This window comes from Methylobacterium sp. BI1, assembly GCF_056680125.1.
Genome location: NZ_CM155267.1, coordinates 4,447,399 through 4,469,130, shown reverse-complemented (window position 1 = coordinate 4,469,130; position 21,732 = coordinate 4,447,399). Strand labels below are relative to the sequence as shown.

General features: G+C 61.0%; 22 protein-coding genes. 14 read left to right on the top strand and 8 right to left on the bottom strand.

Annotated features, from left to right (window positions below; translation table 11 throughout):
- The first annotated feature begins 45 nt into the window (after window positions 1–45).
- Window positions 46–477: a hypothetical protein gene (locus tag AC1MGR_RS21125; RefSeq protein ID WP_480232837.1), complete on the top strand. Its 432-nt coding sequence runs from the start codon at window positions 46–48 to the stop codon at window positions 475–477.
- 459 nt (window positions 478–936) lie between these two features.
- Here the strand turns inward: AC1MGR_RS21125 and AC1MGR_RS21120 are convergent, their stop codons facing one another.
- Together AC1MGR_RS21120 and AC1MGR_RS21115 are read right to left on the bottom strand one after the other, a co-directional pair.
- Window positions 937–1,548 (bottom strand): plasmid pRiA4b ORF-3 family protein, encoded by a 612-nt coding sequence (locus AC1MGR_RS21120; RefSeq protein ID WP_480232836.1) that lies wholly within the window; start codon window positions 1,546–1,548, stop codon window positions 937–939.
- Between the two features lie 46 nt (window positions 1,549–1,594).
- Window positions 1,595–2,086: a VanZ family protein gene (locus AC1MGR_RS21115; protein WP_480232835.1), complete on the bottom strand. Its 492-nt coding sequence runs from the start codon at window positions 2,084–2,086 to the stop codon at window positions 1,595–1,597.
- Between the two features lie 56 nt (window positions 2,087–2,142).
- Here AC1MGR_RS21115 and AC1MGR_RS21110 point away from each other — a divergent pair, with 56 nt between their 5' ends.
- The gene (locus AC1MGR_RS21110) at window positions 2,143–2,373 is read left to right on the top strand and encodes a hypothetical protein (RefSeq protein WP_480232834.1); all 231 of its coding nucleotides are present in this window, start codon (window positions 2,143–2,145) and stop codon (window positions 2,371–2,373) included.
- 501 nt (window positions 2,374–2,874) lie between these two features.
- Window positions 2,875–3,141, top strand: a complete 267-nt coding sequence (locus AC1MGR_RS21105) for a hypothetical protein (RefSeq protein WP_480232833.1) — start codon at window positions 2,875–2,877, stop codon at window positions 3,139–3,141.
- Between the two features lie 368 nt (window positions 3,142–3,509).
- Here AC1MGR_RS21105 and AC1MGR_RS21100 read toward each other — a convergent pair whose 3' ends face one another.
- Entirely contained in the window at window positions 3,510–3,776 is a 267-nt protein-coding gene (locus AC1MGR_RS21100; RefSeq protein WP_480232832.1) for a hypothetical protein, read from the bottom strand.
- Between the two features lie 152 nt (window positions 3,777–3,928).
- Here AC1MGR_RS21100 and AC1MGR_RS21095 point away from each other — a divergent pair, with 152 nt between their 5' ends.
- The 5 genes from AC1MGR_RS21095 (at window position 3,929) to AC1MGR_RS21075 (ending at window position 9,404) form a co-directional block, all read left to right on the top strand.
- Window positions 3,929–4,165, top strand: coding sequence for a Rha family transcriptional regulator (locus AC1MGR_RS21095; RefSeq protein ID WP_480232831.1), 237 nt, complete (start codon window positions 3,929–3,931; stop codon window positions 4,163–4,165).
- A gap of 1,691 nt (window positions 4,166–5,856) precedes the next feature.
- Entirely contained in the window at window positions 5,857–6,054 is a 198-nt protein-coding gene (locus tag AC1MGR_RS21090) for a hypothetical protein (protein ID WP_480232830.1), read from the top strand.
- Between the two features lie 94 nt (window positions 6,055–6,148).
- Entirely contained in the window at window positions 6,149–6,832 is a 684-nt protein-coding gene (locus AC1MGR_RS21085) for a recombinase family protein (RefSeq protein ID WP_480234862.1), read from the top strand.
- A 767-nt stretch (window positions 6,833–7,599) separates the two neighbouring features.
- Window positions 7,600–8,046, top strand: coding sequence for a hypothetical protein (locus AC1MGR_RS21080; RefSeq protein WP_480232829.1), 447 nt, complete (start codon window positions 7,600–7,602; stop codon window positions 8,044–8,046).
- The gene (locus tag AC1MGR_RS21075) at window positions 8,043–9,404 is read left to right on the top strand and encodes a hypothetical protein (protein WP_480232828.1); all 1,362 of its coding nucleotides are present in this window, start codon (window positions 8,043–8,045) and stop codon (window positions 9,402–9,404) included. Before AC1MGR_RS21080 ends, AC1MGR_RS21075 begins: the two co-directional genes overlap by 4 nt.
- Window positions 9,405–9,489: 85 nt before the next feature.
- Here the strand turns inward: AC1MGR_RS21075 and AC1MGR_RS21070 are convergent, their stop codons facing one another.
- Window positions 9,490–9,822: a hypothetical protein gene (locus tag AC1MGR_RS21070; RefSeq protein WP_480232827.1), complete on the bottom strand. Its 333-nt coding sequence runs from the start codon at window positions 9,820–9,822 to the stop codon at window positions 9,490–9,492.
- A 238-nt stretch (window positions 9,823–10,060) separates the two neighbouring features.
- Between AC1MGR_RS21070 and AC1MGR_RS21065 the strand changes: the two genes are divergently transcribed.
- Both AC1MGR_RS21065 and rnhA read left to right on the top strand, forming a co-directional pair.
- On the top strand, window positions 10,061–14,581 hold the full coding sequence (locus AC1MGR_RS21065; RefSeq protein ID WP_480232826.1) for a D-alanyl-D-alanine carboxypeptidase family protein: 4,521 nt from the start codon (window positions 10,061–10,063) through the stop codon (window positions 14,579–14,581).
- An 85-nt stretch (window positions 14,582–14,666) separates the two neighbouring features.
- The gene (gene rnhA, locus AC1MGR_RS21060; RefSeq protein WP_480232825.1) at window positions 14,667–15,134 is read left to right on the top strand and encodes a ribonuclease HI; all 468 of its coding nucleotides are present in this window, start codon (window positions 14,667–14,669) and stop codon (window positions 15,132–15,134) included.
- A 4-nt stretch (window positions 15,135–15,138) separates the two neighbouring features.
- Here the strand turns inward: rnhA and AC1MGR_RS21055 are convergent, their stop codons facing one another.
- Entirely contained in the window at window positions 15,139–16,566 is a 1,428-nt protein-coding gene (locus AC1MGR_RS21055) for an AAA family ATPase (RefSeq protein ID WP_480232824.1), read from the bottom strand.
- An 807-nt stretch (window positions 16,567–17,373) separates the two neighbouring features.
- Here AC1MGR_RS21055 and AC1MGR_RS21050 point away from each other — a divergent pair.
- The gene (locus AC1MGR_RS21050; protein ID WP_480232823.1) at window positions 17,374–17,565 is read left to right on the top strand and encodes a hypothetical protein; all 192 of its coding nucleotides are present in this window, start codon (window positions 17,374–17,376) and stop codon (window positions 17,563–17,565) included.
- 71 nt (window positions 17,566–17,636) lie between these two features.
- Window positions 17,637–18,086: a hypothetical protein gene (locus AC1MGR_RS21045; protein WP_480232822.1), complete on the top strand. Its 450-nt coding sequence runs from the start codon at window positions 17,637–17,639 to the stop codon at window positions 18,084–18,086.
- A gap of 270 nt (window positions 18,087–18,356) precedes the next feature.
- Here AC1MGR_RS21045 and AC1MGR_RS21040 read toward each other — a convergent pair whose 3' ends face one another.
- From AC1MGR_RS21040 to AC1MGR_RS21030, 3 genes are all read right to left on the bottom strand, one after another.
- A complete protein-coding gene (locus AC1MGR_RS21040) occupies window positions 18,357–19,226 on the bottom strand; it encodes a DUF4336 domain-containing protein (RefSeq protein ID WP_480232821.1) in 870 nt (289 codons plus the stop codon).
- Window positions 19,227–19,516: 290 nt separating this feature from the next.
- Window positions 19,517–19,711 (bottom strand): hypothetical protein, encoded by a 195-nt coding sequence (locus tag AC1MGR_RS21035; protein WP_108034901.1) that lies wholly within the window; start codon window positions 19,709–19,711, stop codon window positions 19,517–19,519.
- A 152-nt stretch (window positions 19,712–19,863) separates the two neighbouring features.
- Entirely contained in the window at window positions 19,864–20,277 is a 414-nt protein-coding gene (locus tag AC1MGR_RS21030) for a hypothetical protein (RefSeq protein WP_480232820.1), read from the bottom strand.
- A 294-nt stretch (window positions 20,278–20,571) separates the two neighbouring features.
- On the opposite strand from AC1MGR_RS21030, the gene AC1MGR_RS21025 reads away from it, so the two are divergent.
- Together AC1MGR_RS21025 and AC1MGR_RS21020 are read left to right on the top strand one after the other, a co-directional pair.
- Entirely contained in the window at window positions 20,572–21,009 is a 438-nt protein-coding gene (locus tag AC1MGR_RS21025) for a globin family protein (protein ID WP_108034903.1), read from the top strand.
- 75 nt (window positions 21,010–21,084) lie between these two features.
- Window positions 21,085–21,708: a L,D-transpeptidase gene (locus tag AC1MGR_RS21020; RefSeq protein WP_480232819.1), complete on the top strand. Its 624-nt coding sequence runs from the start codon at window positions 21,085–21,087 to the stop codon at window positions 21,706–21,708.
- The last annotated feature ends 24 nt before the right edge of the window (window positions 21,709–21,732 follow it).

Here is a 21,732-nt window from a genome sequence, read left to right as displayed (position 1 = left end):
GCTACAAGACCGTCCGGTTCACAAAGCGACCGGCGGAAGCCAGCCATGTCGACTGTGTGCGTCGTTGCCGTCAGACCTAGTGGTTATGGCGAGGTCCTGCTCGACGCTCACGTACGTCCCAAGGGTCTCTCACCGCCCTCGAAAATATCCGGCGGCAAGCAATTGATCCTTCTTCAGGTCGCAATTCAAAAGAACTTTCAGAAATTTCTCGATGCCACGGATGTTCTAGATGCCAACTTTCGGGAGCCCTACTCTGCTGAAGGCTTGGGCTTTCTAACTGCCATCTATAACACATATGATAAAATTGTTGACGACGAACACAAGTCTCTGACGATATTTAGTCGGCGCGGAGATGTTCGGTTCATGATTAGTAGTGAGGCGTTCTCTTTGCGAGTCCGGAACACGATCCGGCGAAATGCTGGATACGATCCCCAGTGGTTTCCATACGGCATGAAGACCATTCTTGTAGGGTTTTGACGCTGACTAGCGCATCCGGCCCTCACCAAATGACGTACATCACGAATAAGATGGCGCGGGGTTCGAAGAGAGCGCACGGTGCACCTCAATCGCAGCACGGGATACTCGTTATGGGCGATATCGTGCGACCGGATTTTAGCCCGAAGGCTGGGGTGAGCCCAGCGGTATTAGCCCTTGACCCATGTGAACTGGTGAGGAGTTACGGAAAGGTCGGGTCATACGGTGTGGCGCTCTACGGCATCAACCACCCAGGCTCGTACCGTATGCTGAACGTGAAGCTCACCCACTACGAAACAAACATGAGTTATCCCTTAGCCGTTCTCCCAGCGACGGAGGAGGGAAACTCTGAGGCCCGTGCAATCGCCGGTGCAGTGCTCGAAGCGTTGCGCGTAATGGCCCTTATCGACTCGTGGCCTTGAGACGAAGGCCCCTTCTGTCCTCTCAGCAAGGTACGCGCGCTTAACTCCGTTTGCTCTGGCTCTTTGCGAACCCTGCCAATCCGATTGCCCGACGCTGGACCAGCTTGCTCATACCCGCCTCAATGGCCTCAAGGTCCATCGTCTCAGGATCGAAGGGGCCACCGTACCACTCCAGCATCGCTTTCTTCTCGCGGTGCCGAGGCTTGGTCATGGCCTCTACGAACTCTTCGAAGCCCCAAGTGCCCCCAACGTCCTCAGGAGGTGCCCTTCGCTCGCCCGCTACGAGGCGCGGATAGGCCACCGATGGGTCCGCTTCGGTGACCGCTTCGACAGTCACCGTGTGTTGCCAGTTGTCCCCGAAATCGTAGGTGTAAAGGAACTCTGTCGCCCCGCGCTCAAGGATCAGCCCAAGCTTTGTTGACTTCGCGTCGCGGGTCTCCGGACCATCGAACTCTGGGGCGGGGATGGCATAGCGTCGCTCACCCACTCGGAAGTCGAACAGGTGGTAGTCCTCGAAGGGCATCGCCGCCTGGATGACTTCATGGAGGCCCTTGAGGCTGGTCGTGAGCGGCGCCTCGACAGTGCGCCAGATGGGCGGCTCAGTGTCGTTGAGGGTGATGCGCAGGCGCGCAATGCGATCCACGTAGCTCATGGATGGGAGCTAACCAGGGGAAGGCGTAGGGGCGCAAGGCTTACTGTCAGAACCGTGCCTGAACTCCTCGCCGCAAGACAGGCAGCGTCGCCAGTGACCAGCCCACCAGCACACCAATGCTCCCGCCTGTTGCCTTGAAGAGGAAGTCCCCCATGCGACCGTGGCGCGTGGCCTCCAACAGTTGGAACGCCTCCAGCCCCGCAGCGGCGATGATGACGAGAGCCAGCACCTGCACCGGACGCTTGGGGTAGCCAAAGGCGAACAGGAAGCCCAACACCGCGAACGCACTGAGGCGCTCCAGGCTAACCGGAGCACCCGAAACAGGACGCAAGCCGATGGGAGCGACCGTTACGAAGACGAGAGCGGCCAGAGCGAACCAGCCGAGAAGGCGTGCGATACGGTGCATAAGGCTCATGTGAGAGGGAAGCGCGGCCATACGAAGGCGGCAAACAAGTTCGGGGCCAGAGGGGCTATAGCGGCGCCGCGCCACGCGCGCGGCTGAGTGCGAAACAATCTCGCCGCCCTTGACCGAACCCATCGGCCTGTGGCGTGTTCCTCATCCGTTCTCATTGCGGATCAAAGGGGCATCGTCACGTGGCACCGAGAGAAGACACCCGGCCACCCATCGCCTCCTGTCCTATCGAGGCCATCGCCCAGGCCTACCTCCTGACAACTGCAGGCAACGAGGGACAGGCGCTCCGCATCGCCATCACGGACGCCCTGGCGGACCTCATGGAAGGCGACAGGCGAGCCCGAGCGCACAGCCGCCTCATCTCGCGAGGGTATGTGCGGGGTGGTCTAGACGATGCCGCCGAGGAAGCCTGATGCCGTTCCGAACCTCGCGGCCTATCCGTATGTCGTGGTCCGCGTGGCTTGCACCATGTGCCCGCACCGGACGGGGAGTTACAGGCTCGCGAGGCTGGCCGCACGGTTCGGCCCTGAGACGCCGCTGGAGGATGTCTTGAAGCTCATCGCCCTGGACTGCCCGCATCGGGACCACCCTGGGCGGCGGAAGGGGAATCAGTACGTACCCCGCTGCCATGCACACTTCCCGGACCTAGAGCGAGCGCCCACGCCGCCAGACTTGCCGCCTGGGCTGATGGGCCTAAGACTCATTCAGGGCGGGAGGCGATGAGGAGGAGCCTCACTCCATCGCCTGCATTTCTACGCCAGGATATGCCTCGCGACTGACATCGTGCCCAAAAGATTCGGCACTCGGCTAGCCCAGATTGGCCCGCGCCGCCTCATATGTTTGATGGATTTAGGGCTAAGCAGATTATGGTATCCACCAACGCTGCACCCCGCATTTACGGAAGGGTTGGTTGGATGGAACAGAGTCGTGAATCTCTGAAGACGGCGCATGACAACCTGACCAAGGCGATGGCTGAATTTGCCAGACTCGTCCTATCCTCGGATGCGAGCCGCACCTCTCTTCCCGATGACCTAAAAAGCCTGTCAATCGCTATTACTCAGCCGGGCCAAATGAAGGTGTTTCGCAAAAACGGCTGGTGTTACATCTATGACGATGCACAGGGCGTTTGCCGACAGTGCACGGCTGAAGAAGACCAAGGAACCATCGATCTTCCTCATTAGCTAGCTTTGGTGTCTGGGCGGCGGGACCAGGGTGCCCGTTAGAGACAGCATCTCATCCATCTTCGCGCTCGGTTGGCCTCACGCCGGGGGGCTTTCCGTTTGGGGCAGCGACCTCTCATTCAACTATGGCCTAGACGATGCGAGCCTCACCCGGCTTCAGCTTGATGCGCTTGACGGTTAAGGACCCAAGGGTCCCGACATGCCGAGGGCTTGCGCCGTTGGGCTCTTGGGCAGCCGCTATCTCGACTGCTTCACTCTCGGTCTGCGCCAGGATTGCGTAGGTGTGGTCCGTAGCGTCGGGCTGGCGAATGGCGATTAGGAAAGCCACTGTTGTAGGTGTCTTCGGCATTATTGGCGAGTGCCCCAGGTCACTGCCGAGGTGCCCGGCTGAGGGCAGGCGTCGCGGGATCGTTCGGCTGCGGTGAAGGCGCCCTGGGTGCCTGTGGGGCGGGGTTGGAAGGCGCCTGTTGCTGCGGTGTCTGAGGCTGCACGCCCTGGTCCTCCGCTATCGCCTGATTGGCTTTGTTCTGGAGGCCGTCAGCGGTCTGTTGGGTGATGAGCCCGTAGGACACCGCGATTGCCAATGCGATGGCGATGACCGCTCCGAGTATCGTCCTCTTGAGCTTGTCCGTCATCGATGCAGCCTTTCAGGTTCGATACGTGCGAAGACGACCTACGAGCTGCGACGGCAACAAGTAGCATTCTGCGTCTCGGAACTACCTAGGTCGCGCAGTTGCGTGTGGCGAGGCTGCCCCAGGGCGCGTGAGGCGGCCCTGAGGAGCACACCATGAACATGCTGAACCCCATCCCGCACGGGCTCACGATGTCGAGCCTGGAGATCGCAGATCGCACCGGTAAGCGCCACGCTGACGTGATGCGTGACAATCGAGCCATGCTTTCCCAGCTCGGTCTTAACGAACGCAGTTTTGCGTCGGTCTATCGAGACGCGAAGGGTGAGGAGCGCCCCTGCTATCTCCTCCCCAAGCGCGAGTGTCTCATCCTCGTCTCGGGCTACTCGGTGTAGCTTCGGGCCGCGATCATCGACCGCTGGCAGGAGCTGGAGGCGCATCAGGCACCACGCATCCCCACGCACATCGAGGCCCTCAGGCTGGCCCGTCATCAGCCAAGCAGCGCGGTTGGATGTAAACTGAGCGATCATCCTGTGATTTTTTTCGACCATTCACCAGCGCCACACTTACCGCCACACGGCTCACGATGATCGAGAATGAGCAGCTGGTGGCCCAGGTAGATCAATAATTTGGCTTCGAATAGCTCGACCACACACAGAGACTTTAAGTCTCGTTCATTGAAGCAGGGGCAATGATCTGATGAAATAGCACGCTTGACGTTGCTGCGAGTGGCTGTGACAGATGCGCCTATCCGATCAACCACCTTGTACAGCGGCGTATACGTGAGCCATCCAACTCCCTCAATCGAAGTTGCCAAGCTCATCAGGATCACCCGCGCTGCCAGACATGCTGGGAATGTCAGGCGAGAGGATGGGAGGTGGCTCGACTTAATGACGCCTCATGCGCTTCAGATCGTTCTTGAGATTGCTCAGCAGCCTGGGATCAACATGAAGCAGCTAGGTACGGCAGCGGGGCTTGCACACGCTTCCATCTCAAGGAACCTCATGGCTCTTGGCGAGTGGCACCGTAGGGACATGCCGGGCCTTGGCCTGATTGAGACGATAGACGACCCGCAGGAGTACCGCAGGAAGGTAGCGTTCTTGACGCGGAAGGGGCGAGCGTTCGTGTCGGAACTTGTGTCCATCCAGTTGGGCGAGAAGGTCACCCTATCGGCTCCGACTGCCGTAGAGTTCCTGTCAGGCTGGGGCGGAGACGACAGGAGCACTTTATCCAAATCAATCAGATGATTGTTTCACGGATGGATTGATTTCACTCCTGTAATACCATTTGCGCATTTAAGCTCTATTTGGGAGCCAGATCAATCGAGCTTCTTGCCGCGTGGACATCTTCGGAGCTTATCTGGATAACCGCAGTCGTCCACCGCTGATGTGGCCGAGTGGTAGGGGTGAAAACGATGCTTGTGAAGTTCTTGGGCTGTGAGTTGGAGTTCTGTCTCAGTCGCTGCTACGTAGATGTCCCTCATTTCGGTGAGTTATACGTCAGTCGGACCCCAGATAACTACGGGAGACGGTGGTTTGAGTGTGTCAGGCAGAGCAGCTCCATTCAGCTCCATCTAGGAGCGACACACATCATCCTGTGCCGCCCGTGCAAGCCCACCAGCGGCCTGGATGGTCTTTCCGCCGCCTGACTACCTTCACACCGTTCACGCCCCCTGGTGGGCACTACAGTGGCGCTTGAGATGGGCATCCGAACAGGGTGCCCATTGTCTTTAGGGCTGGACATTCGACTACCCCAGGCTCCCCGCGATCCGCCAGAACGGCATGTACGTCCAGGGCAAAGAGAAGCTCGATCCAAACAGTCTAAGAGCCGAGCTTCGCATCGGAAGGCAAAATGTTTTCCGCAGATTTACGAGGCGGCATCGACACATTCGAGTTCGCCAGTTTCCCCCTCGGCACCCCTCGCGCGGCATGGCGTGGTATCGCCCGCGAGTATCGCGCTCAGGCGCACGTGAGAAGCACGCGCGTAACCGCGACTGGGGGTGATGGCAGGCGGAACGGGCGTGGTCTGATAGGCTTGCTGACAGGCGGATCAGATGCTGCCTCCCGCCACACATGGAGCGTACCGCATGGTGACTGTGCATCACTTCCGGGTATGGGATGCCGCGAAGGACGAATGGGTTTGCCCGCCGCTCAAAAGCCCGAAGAGCCGCATCCGAGATGAAGCGCGCGGCGAAATCCTTCCCGGTACGGCTGAGGACGTTGACGCTTCCACTTTGGATGAGTTCGGGTGCTACGATCCCGCAAGGCTCAACAAGTCCCCTTGAAGCGCAGCCGCTCACACCATTCTACGCGCCTTGACGGTAAGCCAAGCTCAGCATAACAATCTGGCCAACGTTCGTTGACTGGAGTGTGATGGCCATGGCGCAGGGTGCTTTCGTCGCCTACTACCGCGTGAGTACGGCTCGACAGGGCGCGTCAGGTCTCGGCCTGGAGGCGCAGAAGGAGACCGTGGCTCGCTACCTGAACGGTGGTGACTGGAGCATCCGCGCGGAGTTCGTGGAAGTTGAGAGTGGACGCAAGAGCGAGCGTCCCGAGCTGGAGCGTGCCCTCGCCACGGCTCGCCTGCATCGCATCCCGCTCATCGTCGCGAACGTATCTCGGCTTACCCGCTCATCGGCCTTCCTCCATCGGCTTCTTGAGGCAGGCGTTGATGTCCGGTTCTGCGACCTCCCTGAAATCGAAGGACCAACAGGGCGCTTCCTGCTCCAGCAGATGGCCTCAGTGGCAGAGCTGGAAGCCGGGATGATAGCCAGCCGCACCAAGGCTGCCCTCCAGGCTGCGAAGAAGCGTGGACAGAAGCTCGGAGGTAATCGGGGCGTGGTGATGTCGGATGCCACCAGGGAGGCGGGTCGAGCCACTCGGACAGCCAAGGCGAATGGACGGGCTGCTGACCTCGCGCCCATTATCGAGGAGCTTCAGGCCGCTGGAGTGACCTCCTACGGTGCCCTTGCACGAGCCCTGAACGAGCGCGGCATCCCCACTGCACGAGGCGGGGAGTGGTCGCCCATGCAGGTGTCGAGGGTGCTCGCAAAGGTCGCCTAACGCCCGCTGTAGCGATCCTGGGAAACCATGCGGTCCCTCAGGCGCTTGTCAGGCATGTTCTTCTTCTTTTCCAACCGCCTGGGCTGCCTGGGCTCTATCATTATCTCGGCGGTGCTGACGCTGATCGTGCTCGCGCTCATTCGAGGGTTCTAGGCGGCTGTGCGTGCGCTGAGCGTGCCTCGAATATAATCTTTGTTTATCAGTCACTTAGCTACAAAAACCAAGGTTGCCCCGCACACTAGGAAGCAGCAATCGCCAACTGCTACGACCGCCTGTGGGGGATTTACCCGACACACTTGGTAGAGGCCCATCTCGCGGTTGGGTTCTTGCAGCGATTACCCCGCACACTTGCAGGACAGCACCTTGCTACGACAGGGCCTCGGCTCCGATTGTCCCGCACACAGGCAGGAAGCGCATCGCCCACTCCGCAGGGCCATCCTCTGCCTGCGCATCTGTCCCTCAAGGGACGGCCTCAGTTCCCCTTCTAGGCCGACTTAACGCCGCCTCGCGCAGCCCTTACGGCCTCCTACCCAGGATCATCACACATGACAGTCCGATCTTGCCGTGCGCCCGGCTGTGGCGCGCGAACGTCTCGCTATGGGGCGTTCTGCCAGACCCATCGTTCCCGCTCTCGTCGTCACGGCCACCCGGAGCAAGAGAGCATCACCAAGGCTGACCTCACCCAGTACCTGAAGCTCGTCCGAGCACGCATCGCGAGGAACGAGACAAGCCCGCTTTGGGCCGAGTGCGAGGCTCGATGGAACGCGGTGCTGGAGCACGCCCGACGCATCCAGGCAGCCTTCCAGCGTGGTCAGGCAGGCTATCGCCCTGACCGGATCGCAGCCCAGGAGGTGGTCCAGCTTGCGAGCAACGTGGAGCCGTCAAAGGTGGTCGAGACGACCTTCGCGATGTTCCTTTTGCAGGATCGTCAGCCTCGACGGTTCCGGTCAGATGCTGCCTTCCGTTTCCAGCTCGTCAGACGACTGCGTGGGCTAACCGAGCTAAACGCGGGCTCATGGTACAACCACAAGACCGGAAAGACCCACAAAGCCTACCGTGAACTCACGCCGCGTGCCGTCATGGTCTTCGGTCAGTGGGTGGCCGATGCCCTTGGTGGTGTCGGTTTGCACCTCGCAAAGCTCGAACGGGAGCAGGAGGAGGCGAAACAGCAGCGCATGATGTCTCTGGCGGGAGCCCTGGAGGCGCTTCAGTGACGGTGACGACACAGGAGCCGTCACAGCGGCTTCATTGGCTCGATAAGTGGCTTGGGGTGGGCTCCGTAAGGACCATCAGGCTTGTCGAAGAAGCCGCTTCCTTGGTGGCCCAGTACGAGCACCAGACACAGGCACGGAAGCGCCAGCGCAAGGAGGTGGACGAGGCGAACCACAGGGTGATGGTGGAGGCTGTGGTGATGAACCTTGCTCGTCACTCGCTCCTACCACCGTCAGGCAACCTTGCTGTCCTCACGGGCAAGGCCAGGAAGCCACGCACCCGCTACGATCACCCCGCCTTCGGTGACACCTTCGCGAGCACCATCAGCAGCCTGGAGGGCATCGGCTGGCTCACCTTCCATCCGTCACCCGGCATGGGTGAGGCATCAGCCATCGCACCGAGTTCTCGTTTCAGGGTCAAGGTCCACGAGATCGGCATCACCCTTGATGAGTTTCGACATTCTGCGGGGGAGACCATCATCCTCTCGCAGAAGGAGCGGCGCGGGCCTGTCGGAGAAGGCTTCTCACGCGAGCTAGTGGATTACCCAGACACCAGCACCACTCTCGCCATGAGGAGTCAGATGGAAGGGCTGAACGCCTTCCTGATGGGTGCCGACCTGGGCTTCCGATACGATGGCCCGGAGTTCGTAGACACGTTCCAACGCCAGCAGCGGCGGTGCTTCACTGCCAAGGAAGACCACCTCATCAGCCATGATCGAGGAGGGCGGATGTTCGGTGGGTGGTGGTCGAACCTCAACAAGCGCCGAAGGGGCAGCATCAGGATCGAGAATGAGCCTGTTGCGATCCTCGACTTCTCTTCAATGTTCGTCAGACTGGCCTACGCTCATAGGGGTTTGGCACCGCCTGAAGGGGACCTCTACGCGATCCCTGGCCTCATAGGGCATCGCAGAGCTGCCAAGCTCATCGTGAACTGCCTCATGTTCGATGAGCATCACAGGTGCCGTTGGCCGAAGGTGACTGCTCCAGACGAGGTGATGCCCAAGAGCCTAACGATGCCTCATGTCAGGGAGGCCATCCTTCACCACCACCCTGATCTGGCTCCTTGCTTCGGGGAAGGGCTCGGTCACCATCTCATGTTCACGGAGAGCAACATCCTCATGGAGGTGCTGCTGGAGCTGAAGACGAGGGGTGTGGTGGGGCTTGGCCTTCACGATGGTCTGATGGTGCCCTGGTCCAGAGCATCCGAGGTGAAGGTGCTGATGGAAGAGGTGTCCAGGCAGATCACCTCCCATACCATCCCTGTCACCACCGAGTACCCTGCTACCCAGTCACCTTCAGTATCTCTCTCAGCTCCTCCCTATACGAGGGTCATAAGCCCTCAACCGACGTGCCCAAGCTAAGGCGAAGCTATGCTGGGGTACTGAAGTACCAACGAGAAAAGGGCCACCTTTCGGTGACCCCTTTCGCTCAACCAATGCCGACTGCTCAGTAGCCGTTGCCGTAGTAACCGCCGCCACCGTAACCATAGGCCGGGGCGTAGCCGTAACCAACGGGACGGTCGTAGCCGCCGTAGCCACCATTGTAGGCCCCAGCGACTGCTGCACCCGCTGCAAGGCCCGCGATACCAAGACCTACAGCTGCACCAGTTCCGATCCCACGACGCCCGTATCCACCGCCGTAACCGCGTGCAAACCCACCGTGGCCATACCCGCCATGCCCGTAGCCACCACCGTGCCCAAATCCACGGGCCTCTGCCGGTGCTGCGGCAAGCACTCCGAGGCTAAGAACTGCCGTCGAAACGATTGCGAACTTGCGCATTCGGTATCTCCTGCTGAATGACTGATTGCTAAACCAACGGTCTCGGCAGGCACTCGTTCCGGTTTACCGGTTTGCAAAAGGTCGCACGCAGGCATTGGCAGCTGATTCACGCCGATGAACGCGCAATGAACGTCAGCAGGAACTTACGCTGCACGATCTGTATGGCAGCGCATCGATCTTCTAACCTTTGAGCCAATCGGCTCTTCAAACCTTAATCCTTTAACATCGCGAGAACCGCATGAACGATCCCGTCCCGTCACAGGGCGCGAGCGAAGGCACACCCGTGTCCGCTCCTCAGCTTTCCACCAGCTCAAACCGCACGATGAAGGCCCTCGAAGACGAGGCGAACACGATCACAGCCCCTGACGGGACGAAGCACGTCTTCAAACCCACTGTCCCTCATCCGGTGGCCGGGTCGCCTACCCCCGAACCAGTCACCCTCCCGGAGCAGGCCGTAACAGCCCCTGTAGTGGCCCCTGAAGCCCCCTCAGCGCCCGCCAAGCCTACCCCGGCACTCGCCCAGCCTCCTGCCCCGATGCCTGCTCCTGAGGCTCCTACGGGCATCCAGCCGCCCCGCATCGTGCAGCCTATCGTGGCCCCGGTATCGAACGGTCCATGGGAGCCCGAGCTGGAGCGTTCATCCGCCTCAGCGGGTGTTGACGTGAACCTCATGCGCCGCGTGGCGACCACGGAGAGCACCGATAACCCGAACGCTCGTGCCCGTACCTCCAGCGCCAAGGGCCTGTTCCAGATCGTGGACGGGACGTGGAACGACCTCTCAGCCCGCTACCCTCAGCTCGGCCTAAACAACCGGATGGACCCCATCCAGCAGGCCCGTGTGGCCCCGTACTACATGCGGGAGATCAACGAGAACCTCACGCGCGTCCTTGGGCGTGCGCCTACGGCCTCTGAGAGCAAGCTCGGGTGGGTCTTCGGTCCCACGGGTGGTGCCATGATCCTGAAGGCGTCCCCCGACACTCCGGTGGATCGCGTCCTCGACACTCAGGCCATCGCTTCCAACCTCAACATCTTCAAGAACGTGCGGACGGTCGGTGACCTCTACACATGGGCAGGGGGGAAGATGGGCGAGGAGGGGGCTCACCCGAAGCCCCGCATCGACCTCAAGCCCTTCCTGGCTCCCGGCCACGATGCCGAGCACCTCGATAAGATGGACTGGGACCTCAAGTCCCGCCTTGCGAACATGGTCGCGGACATGCCCGAGAACCTTCGGGCCAAGTTCCAGATCAACTCAGGCTTCCGTTCCCCGGAGCGTCAGGCCGAGCTGTTTGCTGCTGCCGTCAAGAAGTACGGCTCGGAGGAGGCTGCACGGAAGTGGGTCGCCCCTCCCGGCAACTCGATGCACAACCACGGTAAGGCTGCCGACCTCAACATGAACGGCGACCCTGCCGTGAAGGAGTGGCTCCACGCCAACGCCGCTAAGTACGGCCTTGGGTTCCCCATGAGCCACGAGCCGTGGCACATCGAGGCCCTGGACGCGCGTGCCTCGAAGATCGCCCGCATGGGCATGACCAGCGACCCGGCCAGCACCTCTCAGCGCATCCCCTTCTCCCGTGAGGATGACCGTCAGCGGGTGAAGGCTGAGGAGGACAGGGCCTACTCCCTCGTCCAGGCTGCCCAGGCATCCGCCACGCAGGACTGGATGATCGCCAATGCCCTGAAGTCCAACAACAAGGCCGTCTACGATCCTGCGTTCAAAGTCACGAAACAGCTCCTTCAGCAGGACGAGATCAAGGAGCTTGATGCACGCTATCTGCCTTACCTCTCGATAGCGTCGTCCGAACAGGACTGGGACTTCCGCGTAAGGCAGGCCCAGGCAGACGCGGAACGAGAGCGTAGGCTTGCCGCCACGAAGTATGGCTCTCTCGTCCGCATGGCAGTTGGGCTAGCTGATCCTGCGGGCCTCGCCATCTCCTTCCTGGCACCTGTGGGCGCGGTGGCAAAGCTCGCTGGCGCTGGACGGGTGGCCCGCTTTGGCGCAGCGGCTGCCGATGGTGCTTTGGGAGCGGTCGCGTCCGACATCCCCGCGATGCTCAACAAGCCCGGTTACGAGACGCAGGACGCGCTCTGGGCTGGCGTGATGGGCACTGCGGGATACCTGGCTCTCAACCGTCATGCCTGGAAGGGCACACACATCGAGGAGACGGCAGAGCAGGCGGTGAAGTCCATGCATACCCTCCGCACCGAGCTGGAGAGTGGAACAGCGTTCGACAACAAATCTGCCGGTGCTGCCGCCGTGCCCTGGCAGAGGGATGCCGTCCGCTCCGACACCTACGAGATGAGCCTCCTTGAGACGGAAGCCACGGGCGACGCCTTCGTGAACCCGATGCGGTTCGACATGGCCCGTCACAAGAACTCAAAGAACCCTCTCGTTGCCGCTCTGACTGACACCCTGGTGCAGGATACGGTGGGCAACAAGAACACCTCCAAGGCCGTCTCCATCCCCGTGGAGGCCCAGGCACGGCAACTTCAGGAGCAGGCCAACACGGCTTGGTCGCGTGAGTACGAGGCTGCAACGGGCGACTACCGGAAGCGGAACAACATCTCGTGGTACGACTGGGAGTTCGGGGGCAAGGAAGTGGAGTTTCAACGCTCCATCTCCTACGCCGTCCGCAACTCCGATCCTCTGGCTTCAGTCGATCCTGCTGTGAAGCAGATGGCGACCGCGTGGCAGAAGCAGTCCGAGAGCTGGCGTGAGTATGCCCGTAACCCTGGCTACAAGCGTGGTGAGACCATGCGCCCCTTACCGGGGGCCGAGGACTGGGCAGACAACCCGAACTACCTCCCGCGCTACACGAACTGGGGGCGGTTCAACGAGCTGAACATGGAGCACGGCAACGAGCTGCGCCGCCTCCTGGGCACCGCCATCGAGCGAAAGAACCCTGACCTCGACCCGAAGTTCGCCGCTAAGCTGGGCTCCTACTACTACGACCGCCTCGCAAAGGTGGACGCAGGGCAGGAGCTGTCCACCATGAAGGCCCTCTCAGGGTCTGATGTGGAAGCCCTACGCTCCGATCTGGTGAAGTACGGGCTCGATGAGGTGGAGGTGAACCAAGCCCTCTATCAGATTGAGCAGAAGTCCGGTGACGGGAAGTCCATCACGAGCCGCCAGAAGCGCCGCACGGTCATGGACGAGAACTTCAAGATGACCCTGGAGGGACGCAACGGGCGTCGTGAGGTCGCCATCGCGGACCTCTGGGAGGACAACATGCACGCCATCGTCCACGCCTACAACAAGCAGATGTCGGGGGCCGTAGCCTTCGGACAGATGCGGATCGAGAACCCGAAGTGGCACCCTGACGGGGACGCTCCGAAGTTCCTCGTGGACGGCATCCACTCCGATGGCGACTGGCAGAAGCTCATGGCCCAGGCACGCGCTCTGGACAGCGACCTTCGCCCTCTAGACCGCGCCAAGACCCTGGAGAGGGAGCTTGGTGACCTCCAGTTCGCCTACGACACGATCCGTGGAGTGCCACAGAGCGTGGACCGGACGCGGCTCGGACAGGCCATGCGGGTGATCCAGAACGTCAACTTCGTGCGCCTGATGTCCCAGGCCGGTTGGTCCTCAGTGGCTGAGTTCGGTCGCATCCTGGGTGAGTTCGGCGTGAAGCACATGCTCCAGACCATCCCTGGCTTCCGTGACTTCATGCGGGACGCCAAGACCGGCAAGCTCCTTCGGGACGAGTTGGAGGACTGGGAGTACGCCTTCACCAGCGGTACGGACCACCTCCGTGGCTCTGGGATCACTTGGCAGGGCAACGACGTGGCCTCTCAGATGGCTGACGGTGCCTCCAGAAGCTCCCGCCTCGATGCCGCTGAACAGATCACCAAGAAGGCTTCACGCTACACCTCGATGGTCTCCCTGGCCCCCATCACCACGTTCCAAGAGCGTTGGGCGATGAAGGCTGCGGTCGCGAAGTTCCGTGCGGCTGCTTTGGAGGATGGTGCCCTTTCAGAGAAGCGGATGCGCCTCATCGGCCTCGATCAGGACATGCAGAAGCGGGTGCTGAAGGAGATCAAGACGCACAGCGCCACCATCAAGGGTGAGAGTGGACGCGACATCCAGATACTCGGTCTGGAGCAGTGGGAGCCTCAGGCTCGCTCTGCCTTCGAGCACGCGATCACGACGTGGACCCGTAGGACCATTCAGCAGAACGATCTGGGCCAGATGAACGCGATGCTGGGTTCGCCCTTCGCCAAGATACTGTTCCAGTTCAGGAACTTCGTCATCGGCGCTTGGTCGAAGCAGACGCTCTCAGCGGTTCATAATCACGAGCTGAACGACCTCTTTGGGTTCATGGCTTCGATGATGTTCGGGGCCATGGCCTACACCGTTCAGACCAACCTCAGCCTCATTGGCATGTCCGATGAGGACAAGAAGAAGGCCGCGAGCGACCGCCTGTCGGATGCCAAGATCGCCATGGCAGGGTTCCAGAGGGCGGGTGCTTCGTCCCTCATCCCTGGTGCCTTCGACTTCGGAGCGGGGATCGCGGGCTTCGACCCGTGGTTCAACACCCGATCCACTCAGAACCCTTCAGCAGGCTTGCTTGCCAACCCCACTGCCGGGCTCGCTGACGACTTCCTGAAGGGGGTCGGTGGGGTCACCAGCTCCTTCCACGAGGGCGGCAAGCTGGTCAGCGGGGACGTTCGCAACCTCTCCAGGGCGCTGAACGTGCTCCACAACTACCCGCTGATGCTCCAGACCATCAACGCCACATCATCGCTCCTCCCGGCCAAGTAACCGGGAAGGGCGCATCACACACGACCAACCGGGAGGGGCTCGCAAGGGCTCCTCCCTTTTTCGTTTCAGAACAGGATCACGGACCATGTCAGACGCGATAACGCAGAGCACACCACGCGAGATCACCATTGCCTTTGACGGGGCCTGTAAGGGTAACCCTGGACGAGGAGGTTACGGGGCCATCCTCGTGAACACCCGCACAGGCGCGGAGAAGATCGTGAAGGGCCGTGAGACCAGCACCACGAACAACCGGATGGAGCTGACGGCAGCCATCGCGGGCCTGGGAGCCCTGAGCCCCGGTGCCGTGGTCACCATGCTGGGTGACAGCAAGTACGTCATCCAGGGCATCACCGAATGGCTACCAGGGTGGAAGGCCAAGGGCTGGAAGGCAGCCGGGGGCAAGCCGGTGGCGAACAAGGAGCTATGGCAGATGCTGGAGATGGCCGTAGCGCGGCACGAGAGCGTTACCTGGGTGTGGGTGAAGGGGCACGCTGGACACGAGCTGAACGAGCGCGCGGACGGGATTGCAAGCAGAGAAGCTGGCAGGGCATAGAGGCTCAGAGTAATATCGCGGACAGGGGGCTGAGCTTATTTTGGAGGGCTTGCATCAACGATTCTTCAGAAGAGATGCGGGTTAACGCTGCAGCCTCATAATCTCCGCGCCCCTGGAATCGAAGCGCTTTCGCGATTGCGTCGAGTGCTCCTGTCTCCCTGACTGGATACCGCGAAATGATTGCGTCGAGGTTTCCCGCAGCAATTAAGGCTTTCAACCGGGACAGTTCCTCCTCATAAAGCGATGGAATTGTTAAATTGATCGGCCCGGCATTAAGCGCCATCATAGCTTCCCTGGATGGCAGAAGCGAAATCAACTTATCTCTTAGCTGCCGCTGAGCTATGCGACTAGCTAAATGCTGAGTGCGGTCTCCATGCACAACTGCAGCCAATGCCTTTGTTTTCGCATCAGCCAAATATGCCTCTGCTACCGCCCTCTGCTCTGCCTCATTTGGCTTAGCCGTTCCAGCCTGCCGGAGTGCAACGGCGGACATAACTTCCGGTGAGTAATATAGACTCTCTACGGCAAATACAGACAATGGAAAGACACCACTTTCCATCAGAGAAGCGGACTGCTCGCCGGACATGCCGTCGTTATCGATCAATCCATATGCCTCCGTATGATGTAGCTCGAATGTTCCTCTCAATCCTGCAACTGCTCTTATTACATCGCGACAGCTTTCTTTCGGGCGAACCGAGATTTTTGGGAAAAGGACAGCATACATTGGGCGATCAAGGCTGTCTGCTTTGCCTTCAATGAATAGAACCTTTCGGCGTGACCCGAGAACATCGCTACGGAGGTCTTCAGGTATGGTCGCCGCCTCGATAACATCTACATCCCACGTAGCAACATTCCCATGCAGCCAATTCGCAGATCTAACGATACAAACTCTCGCATCTCGTACCTCGGCTGGGAGTTCAAGCTCGTGAGTCGATATAATGAACTCGCACAATGGCCGAGTTTTCACGAGAGCTGCAATAAGAGGAACTATGATTGCTCTATGAAGATGAAGTTCGGGCTCATCAATTAGGAATACGGCACCGTCTACCGCAGAGACCACCTCTGCGATGAGTATTAGCGCAATACGCTCGCCGTCAGACATGCGTGCGAAGCTATAAATGCTTCCACTTTGAGCAGCTTTGATTTCAGCATTATCAATTATAATTCGCACAGGCAAATTAGATTGCTCGAGAAGCAGGTTAACCTTGTCCAATGGCGAGTCGTTAGACTGCAGCCTTTCTATGGCTACAGCCGTGTCGCCACCAGCAACTTGATTTGCCAAATCTAGTTTGTACTGTATTTCTGAAGCAGTTAGATCATGTACCGCTTTTTCGTTGCGTTGGTTTCCGACAATTACTTTCCAACGTGTATCTGGAGAGCTGTCCCATCCAAAGAGATTTTGAGCAAATTGACGTCGACTGACTGGCGTCATGCCTAAGCCTTCTCCGTCAAATACTCCAGTCCTCGTTCCAGGGAGATATACAGCCCGTCCCGCTAGCTGCTGCTGCAATGCATGTACTAGCGCAGACTTTCCCGTCCCGTTACGCCCGAGAATGAACAGTGGCTTCGCAGGCAGAATCTCCAGGATAATTTGTCCGGAAGGGCTGGGAATCGTAAGCGTCGACATCGTACCTCATTCGCACAACCTGGGTCTATCAGGAGGAGTTTAGACAAAAAGTATTTTGATTCAAGCGAACAGGCATTGCAGTGCGTTAGTTTCAGCTCGGCATACCGGACCTTCTAAATCTTCCTCTACAGCATCGCAGCTTTCAGCCCTTATCCGTACAACGCATCTAATCCGTATCTATCCGTACGCCAGCTCCCGAGCGCCTGAATATGCCCAGAGCCAATCTTAGCATCCCATAGCGCGTCCAAATGATTAGGCCTGAAGCTGTGGAATAAGGCCTCTCAGAGTGGGTCGAGCTTCCGAGAGGAACGACAGTTGGCGCTGCCGCTTTCCGCGAGAGCTTCCGACCTTGTTAGACGGGGATGCGCTCCTGCGCTTCCTTCATGGTCGCAAGGGTGACCGTTCCGTAAGCCCTTGGAGCGCTATCAGGAGCGTGCCCTACAATGGCTTCCTCAAAGCTGTCGTTGATCCTCAGAGTCCAAGCGAGGGTCTTGAAGCGGTACCGCCACGCGTCGAACGAGTCTTTCCTTGCTGAACCCTCTCTTCTCATCTTACCGGAACGCTCCGGTCACACCTTCGGTTGGCATACCACGACCAACGGAGGACCACGCCATGAAGACCACTTTCGCACTCGCGGCCTGTCTCGCCCTTAGCCTTCTCGCCAACGTGAGCCCGGTGGAAGCCAAGGGCTGCATCAAGGGCGCTATCGTCGGTGGCGTGGCTGGCAAGATGGCTGGCCACGGCAAAGTGGGTGCCGCTGCTGGGTGCGCAGTCGGGCACAGCAAGGCCAATAAGAAGGGCTGAGGGCTAACTGCTGGGCGGCAGGCTGCTGGCCTGCTGCTCAACGCACTTGGCAGACGAACTAGGAGGTCGAAATGACCGACGCTGAGTACCAAGATGATAAGGGCAGGGTGGCTGGGCAGCAGGGCTTCAAGAAGCCGATGCCCGGGATTGAGGGGCCGGTGTTGAAGGATCAATCTAATGATACCCTCAGCACCGTCACAGGTCAGGCCAAGGAGACGCTAAGCGCCGCTACCGATCAGGTGAAGGACGCCGTGAACACCGTTTCAGGCCAAGCGAAGGAGACGCTTCGTAGCGTCAGCGACCGAGCCCCTGAGATGGTGGACGATTTCTTCAGGCGTGGTGCTGACTACTACCGCCAGGGCAGGCGCGCCGTGAGCAACCCCGACAGCACCACGTTGGCCAGCATGTTCATCGCAGGGACTATTGGGTTCGGCATCGGGTGGCTGGTGTTTGGGCAGAAGTCCTACTCAGGCGACTACGTTGCGCGGCGTATGAGCGACAGCAGCGACCGCAGGTACTGACCGAACTGACGCACGAGGTTTGCAGCGTGATTGGACGCTCACCTCGTGCGTCTTAGAAGCCTTCAGTTCGGTCAGTGTCTCTGAATGAGGGCAGCGCGGCTCTGAACTTCCCGCTCAACCCCTCGCCAGCCACTACAAAGACCGCTACAAAGCCCTCCGAAGTTGCCTGAAAAACATCAATGTTTACAATGATCTGGACTGGTACGAAGGGTCTCCCGCCGTCCGCACCAATCCTCTCGATTTTGTCCCACCCTCGGACCACGGCAACGCTCAGCGCTGCGACCGGCGGAGATAGGCGAGCAGCGCCAAGGCGCCCACGAGGGCCATGCCCGCCAGCGTCTTCGAATGCAGGGGTGTGCGGGTGGGTCTCGCGCCGGCCGCCGACAGTCGCTTCGCGGCGCGGTCTCCGTTGAGGATCCAGGCGAGCGAGCGGCGCAGCTCTTCGGTGGCATCGCGGTCGAACCACTGGCCGTGAGCGAAGATCACCCGGTCCGGGTGGAAGGCGACGAGGCGGCGCGCGGCCTGGACCGTGTCCCGATGGTTCAGATGCAGGAGGAGCCGCAGGTAGAGCGGAGCCTTGCCCTCCGGCGCGACGATGCCGAGCAGCCGGGCCAGGGGGCGTGCGAAGACCGGCAGAAGGTCGCCCTCCAAGTTGATGATCAAGTCGGTCAGTAGAAGCGTCCGGCTCGGGCGATGGAAGAGACAGACTTCCTTGAACACGGGTCCGGCGACGAGGACCTGATCGATCTCTTTGGCCCAGACGCGGGGTGGCCGGTCCGTCAATTCTGCATCGATCGCCACGCCCGCTCGGCGCACCTGGCTCCGGTCCTCGAGCCCCGGGACCGCCCAGGTGATCGCGTTGGGACAAGCGGCCTGCCAGTCCCTCAGAAACATCCAGTGCCCGACGCTCGGCGCCACGAGGTGACCGATGCGTCCGAGTTCCTCCACGGCGCACTGGAGAGCCGGATGATGCGGAACAGGCGAATGGAGCAGTAACTCGCCGCCGGCCAAGCGCAAAACCGTCATCCGCAAGGGCAGGGGAATGCCGCCCGCGTGAATCGGTGCGGCATCGACGACCCAGACGCCGTCCGCCACCTCCTTCGGCTGATCCAAGGGCGGATAGCTGAGGTCATGCGCCAAGGTCCGGCACTCCGCATCGACGACGAACACGGTATGAGAACGCCGCGGCGGAACCGGGAGGTCCATCCGCCGAGGGCAAACACGATCGACCTGGGCATTGGGCTCCGTCCGGAATCGCCGGAACTAAAACTTCCGAGGCGGACCTGCCGGGTGCGGATCGCTACGCTTGGCGATACATCACGCATTTCGAGGATTCGGCCGCGGGACCGTGTCCCTTGCGCGGGGGGGAGCGAGAGTATGCGATTCCGGGCATCCCGCACCGAACCCGCCGCGCCCTGGGTCGGCCGCGATCAGCCGTCCGCTTCGTGAGGCGGCACGAGGGCAGCAACCAGCGCCTCCAGGGCGTTCGCCATCCGGTCGGGAAGGTCGCCGTCGAGCGGAGGCGGGAACGAGAGTGCCAAGGCGCGGTCGACACCGACACGGAAGGGAGTCCGGTTACAATTGTCGGGCCGGGGAAAGCAGAAATACGGGTATTCGAAATCCATCTCGACAGTCGGCTGCGGCGCCGTTCGCTGACGGATAGTGTATCTACCCGCGAATAGTGACAACGCCGGTCGGCACAGACGGTTGCGACCCTGTCCGTGACGACGCGCGAAGGAGGCCAGCCGATTGCCCGGCTGGCCCCCGATCGGTCGAACTACCAGCCACCGTGACCGTAGGGGCGCTCACAATCCTGCCGATAGCCATACCGGGCGCGGCGATAGCCATATCCGGCGAATCCTTCATCGTAGTTTGGAACCGAGACACGTGGTCTGCGATAGACCGGGACCGCGTCGTACTCGTAAGGGCGGACTGCGGGAGCCGGCCGGTAGCGCACGACCGGAGCCTCGTCGTCGTAGGCATAGCGGGGTTCGGGATGGCGATGCCCGTACCCGTAGGCGGAAGTGTCGTGCGCCTCCGAGACGGCGGCGCCCAGGAGGGCCCCCGCCGCGAGCCCTCCGATCACCCCGGCCGCGATCGCGCCGCCCTGGCCTCGGGCCTGAGCCTCGGGGGTTCCGATCGTGCCCATCGCGACAAGTGCAACGGCCGTCAAAGCTGCCAACGTCTTCATCGCCCATCCCCTGTTTCGTCGAGGAGGCCGGCATCGTGCACGGTCTCGGTGACCCAACCGGTGCTGTCCCGGCTGTCGAGGGACAGAGTGCCGATTCGGTCATGCATCCCAGCTGAAGCGTTCTGGCAGGCTTCGTTCAGGTCGGTCGGCCGAACGTCCGCCGCAGGAAACCGCCCCAGCGGAACAGTCCGTTTTGCGGTTAGGACACCATTCCCTCTTGTGGGATGTCGCTGCCGGCGCAAGAACGTCGCACGCATCCGCGCCGCGATCACTCCCTCTCATGTCGAGCTCCGCATGACCCCGGAACAAATCGTTCTCGTCCAGGACAGTTTCGCCAAGGTTCGGCCGATCGCCGGCACGGCGGCCGATCTGTTCTACGGACGTCTGTTCGAGATCGCACCGCAGGTTCGCCCGATGTTTCCGGAGGATATGCGCGAGCAGAAGAAGAAGCTGATGGCGATGCTGGGCCTCGCGGTCACGAACCTGCACAAACCGGAGACGGTGGTGCCGGCGCTTCAGACGCTCGGCCGCCAGCACGTCTCGTTCGGAACGCAGGCCGCTCATTATGAGCCGGTGGGCGCGGCCCTGCTCTGGACGCTTGAGCAGGGCCTGGGCCCGGATTTCACGCCTGCAGTCCGCGAGGCCTGGGTGGAAACCTATACGCTCGTGGCGAACGTGATGAAGACGGCGGCGGCCGAGGTTCGGCGGCCGGATCCGGCCGCTGGCACCTGATCCGTGCCGCGCTGGAACCAACGCACGCCGCAAGCGTAGGCGTTCCAGCTTCGTTCGTGGTCTCCGAGGGGTTCGATGCGCACCCGCCTGACGTCACTGGTCTCTGGATTCGCCCTGGCGACGATCCTTTCCTGTCCTGCCCGGGCGGAGGTCCTGATCGCTGTCGACAAGGACGCGCAGCGCATGACCGTGACGGTCGACGGGCAGACCCGTTACGACTGGCCCGTCTCTACGGGCGTGGACGGCTACGACACACCCAGCGGAGCCCATCGCCCGTTCCGGATGGAGCGCACGCATTTCTCGCGCGAATTCGACGACGCGCCGATGCCGAACGCCATCTTCTTTACCGGGCAGGGCCACGCGATCCACGGGACCAATCACACGCGACGTCTCGGCAGCGCGGCCTCTCATGGCTGCGTCCGGCTCGCACCGAAGAACGCCGCGACCCTGTTCGGCCTCGTCAAGGCTGAGGGCATGGGCAAGACCCGGGTGGTGATCGAGGGCAGTTCCGTGATGGCTTCGCATCGCCGCCGCGGTGACGAGGACGGTGTCATGTCCGCCGGTATGCAGATGGGGCGCGAGCCGTACGGAGCCTATCGGGCGGCCGCCGTCGTGCGGCCGGTGCCGCGCCGCGCCCCCGTCTACGAGGTCCGGGACCCGGCCGGGGAGGCCTATTTCGTCGATGACGGTCTCGATTAGACGGTTCGAATCAATCGGTGTTGT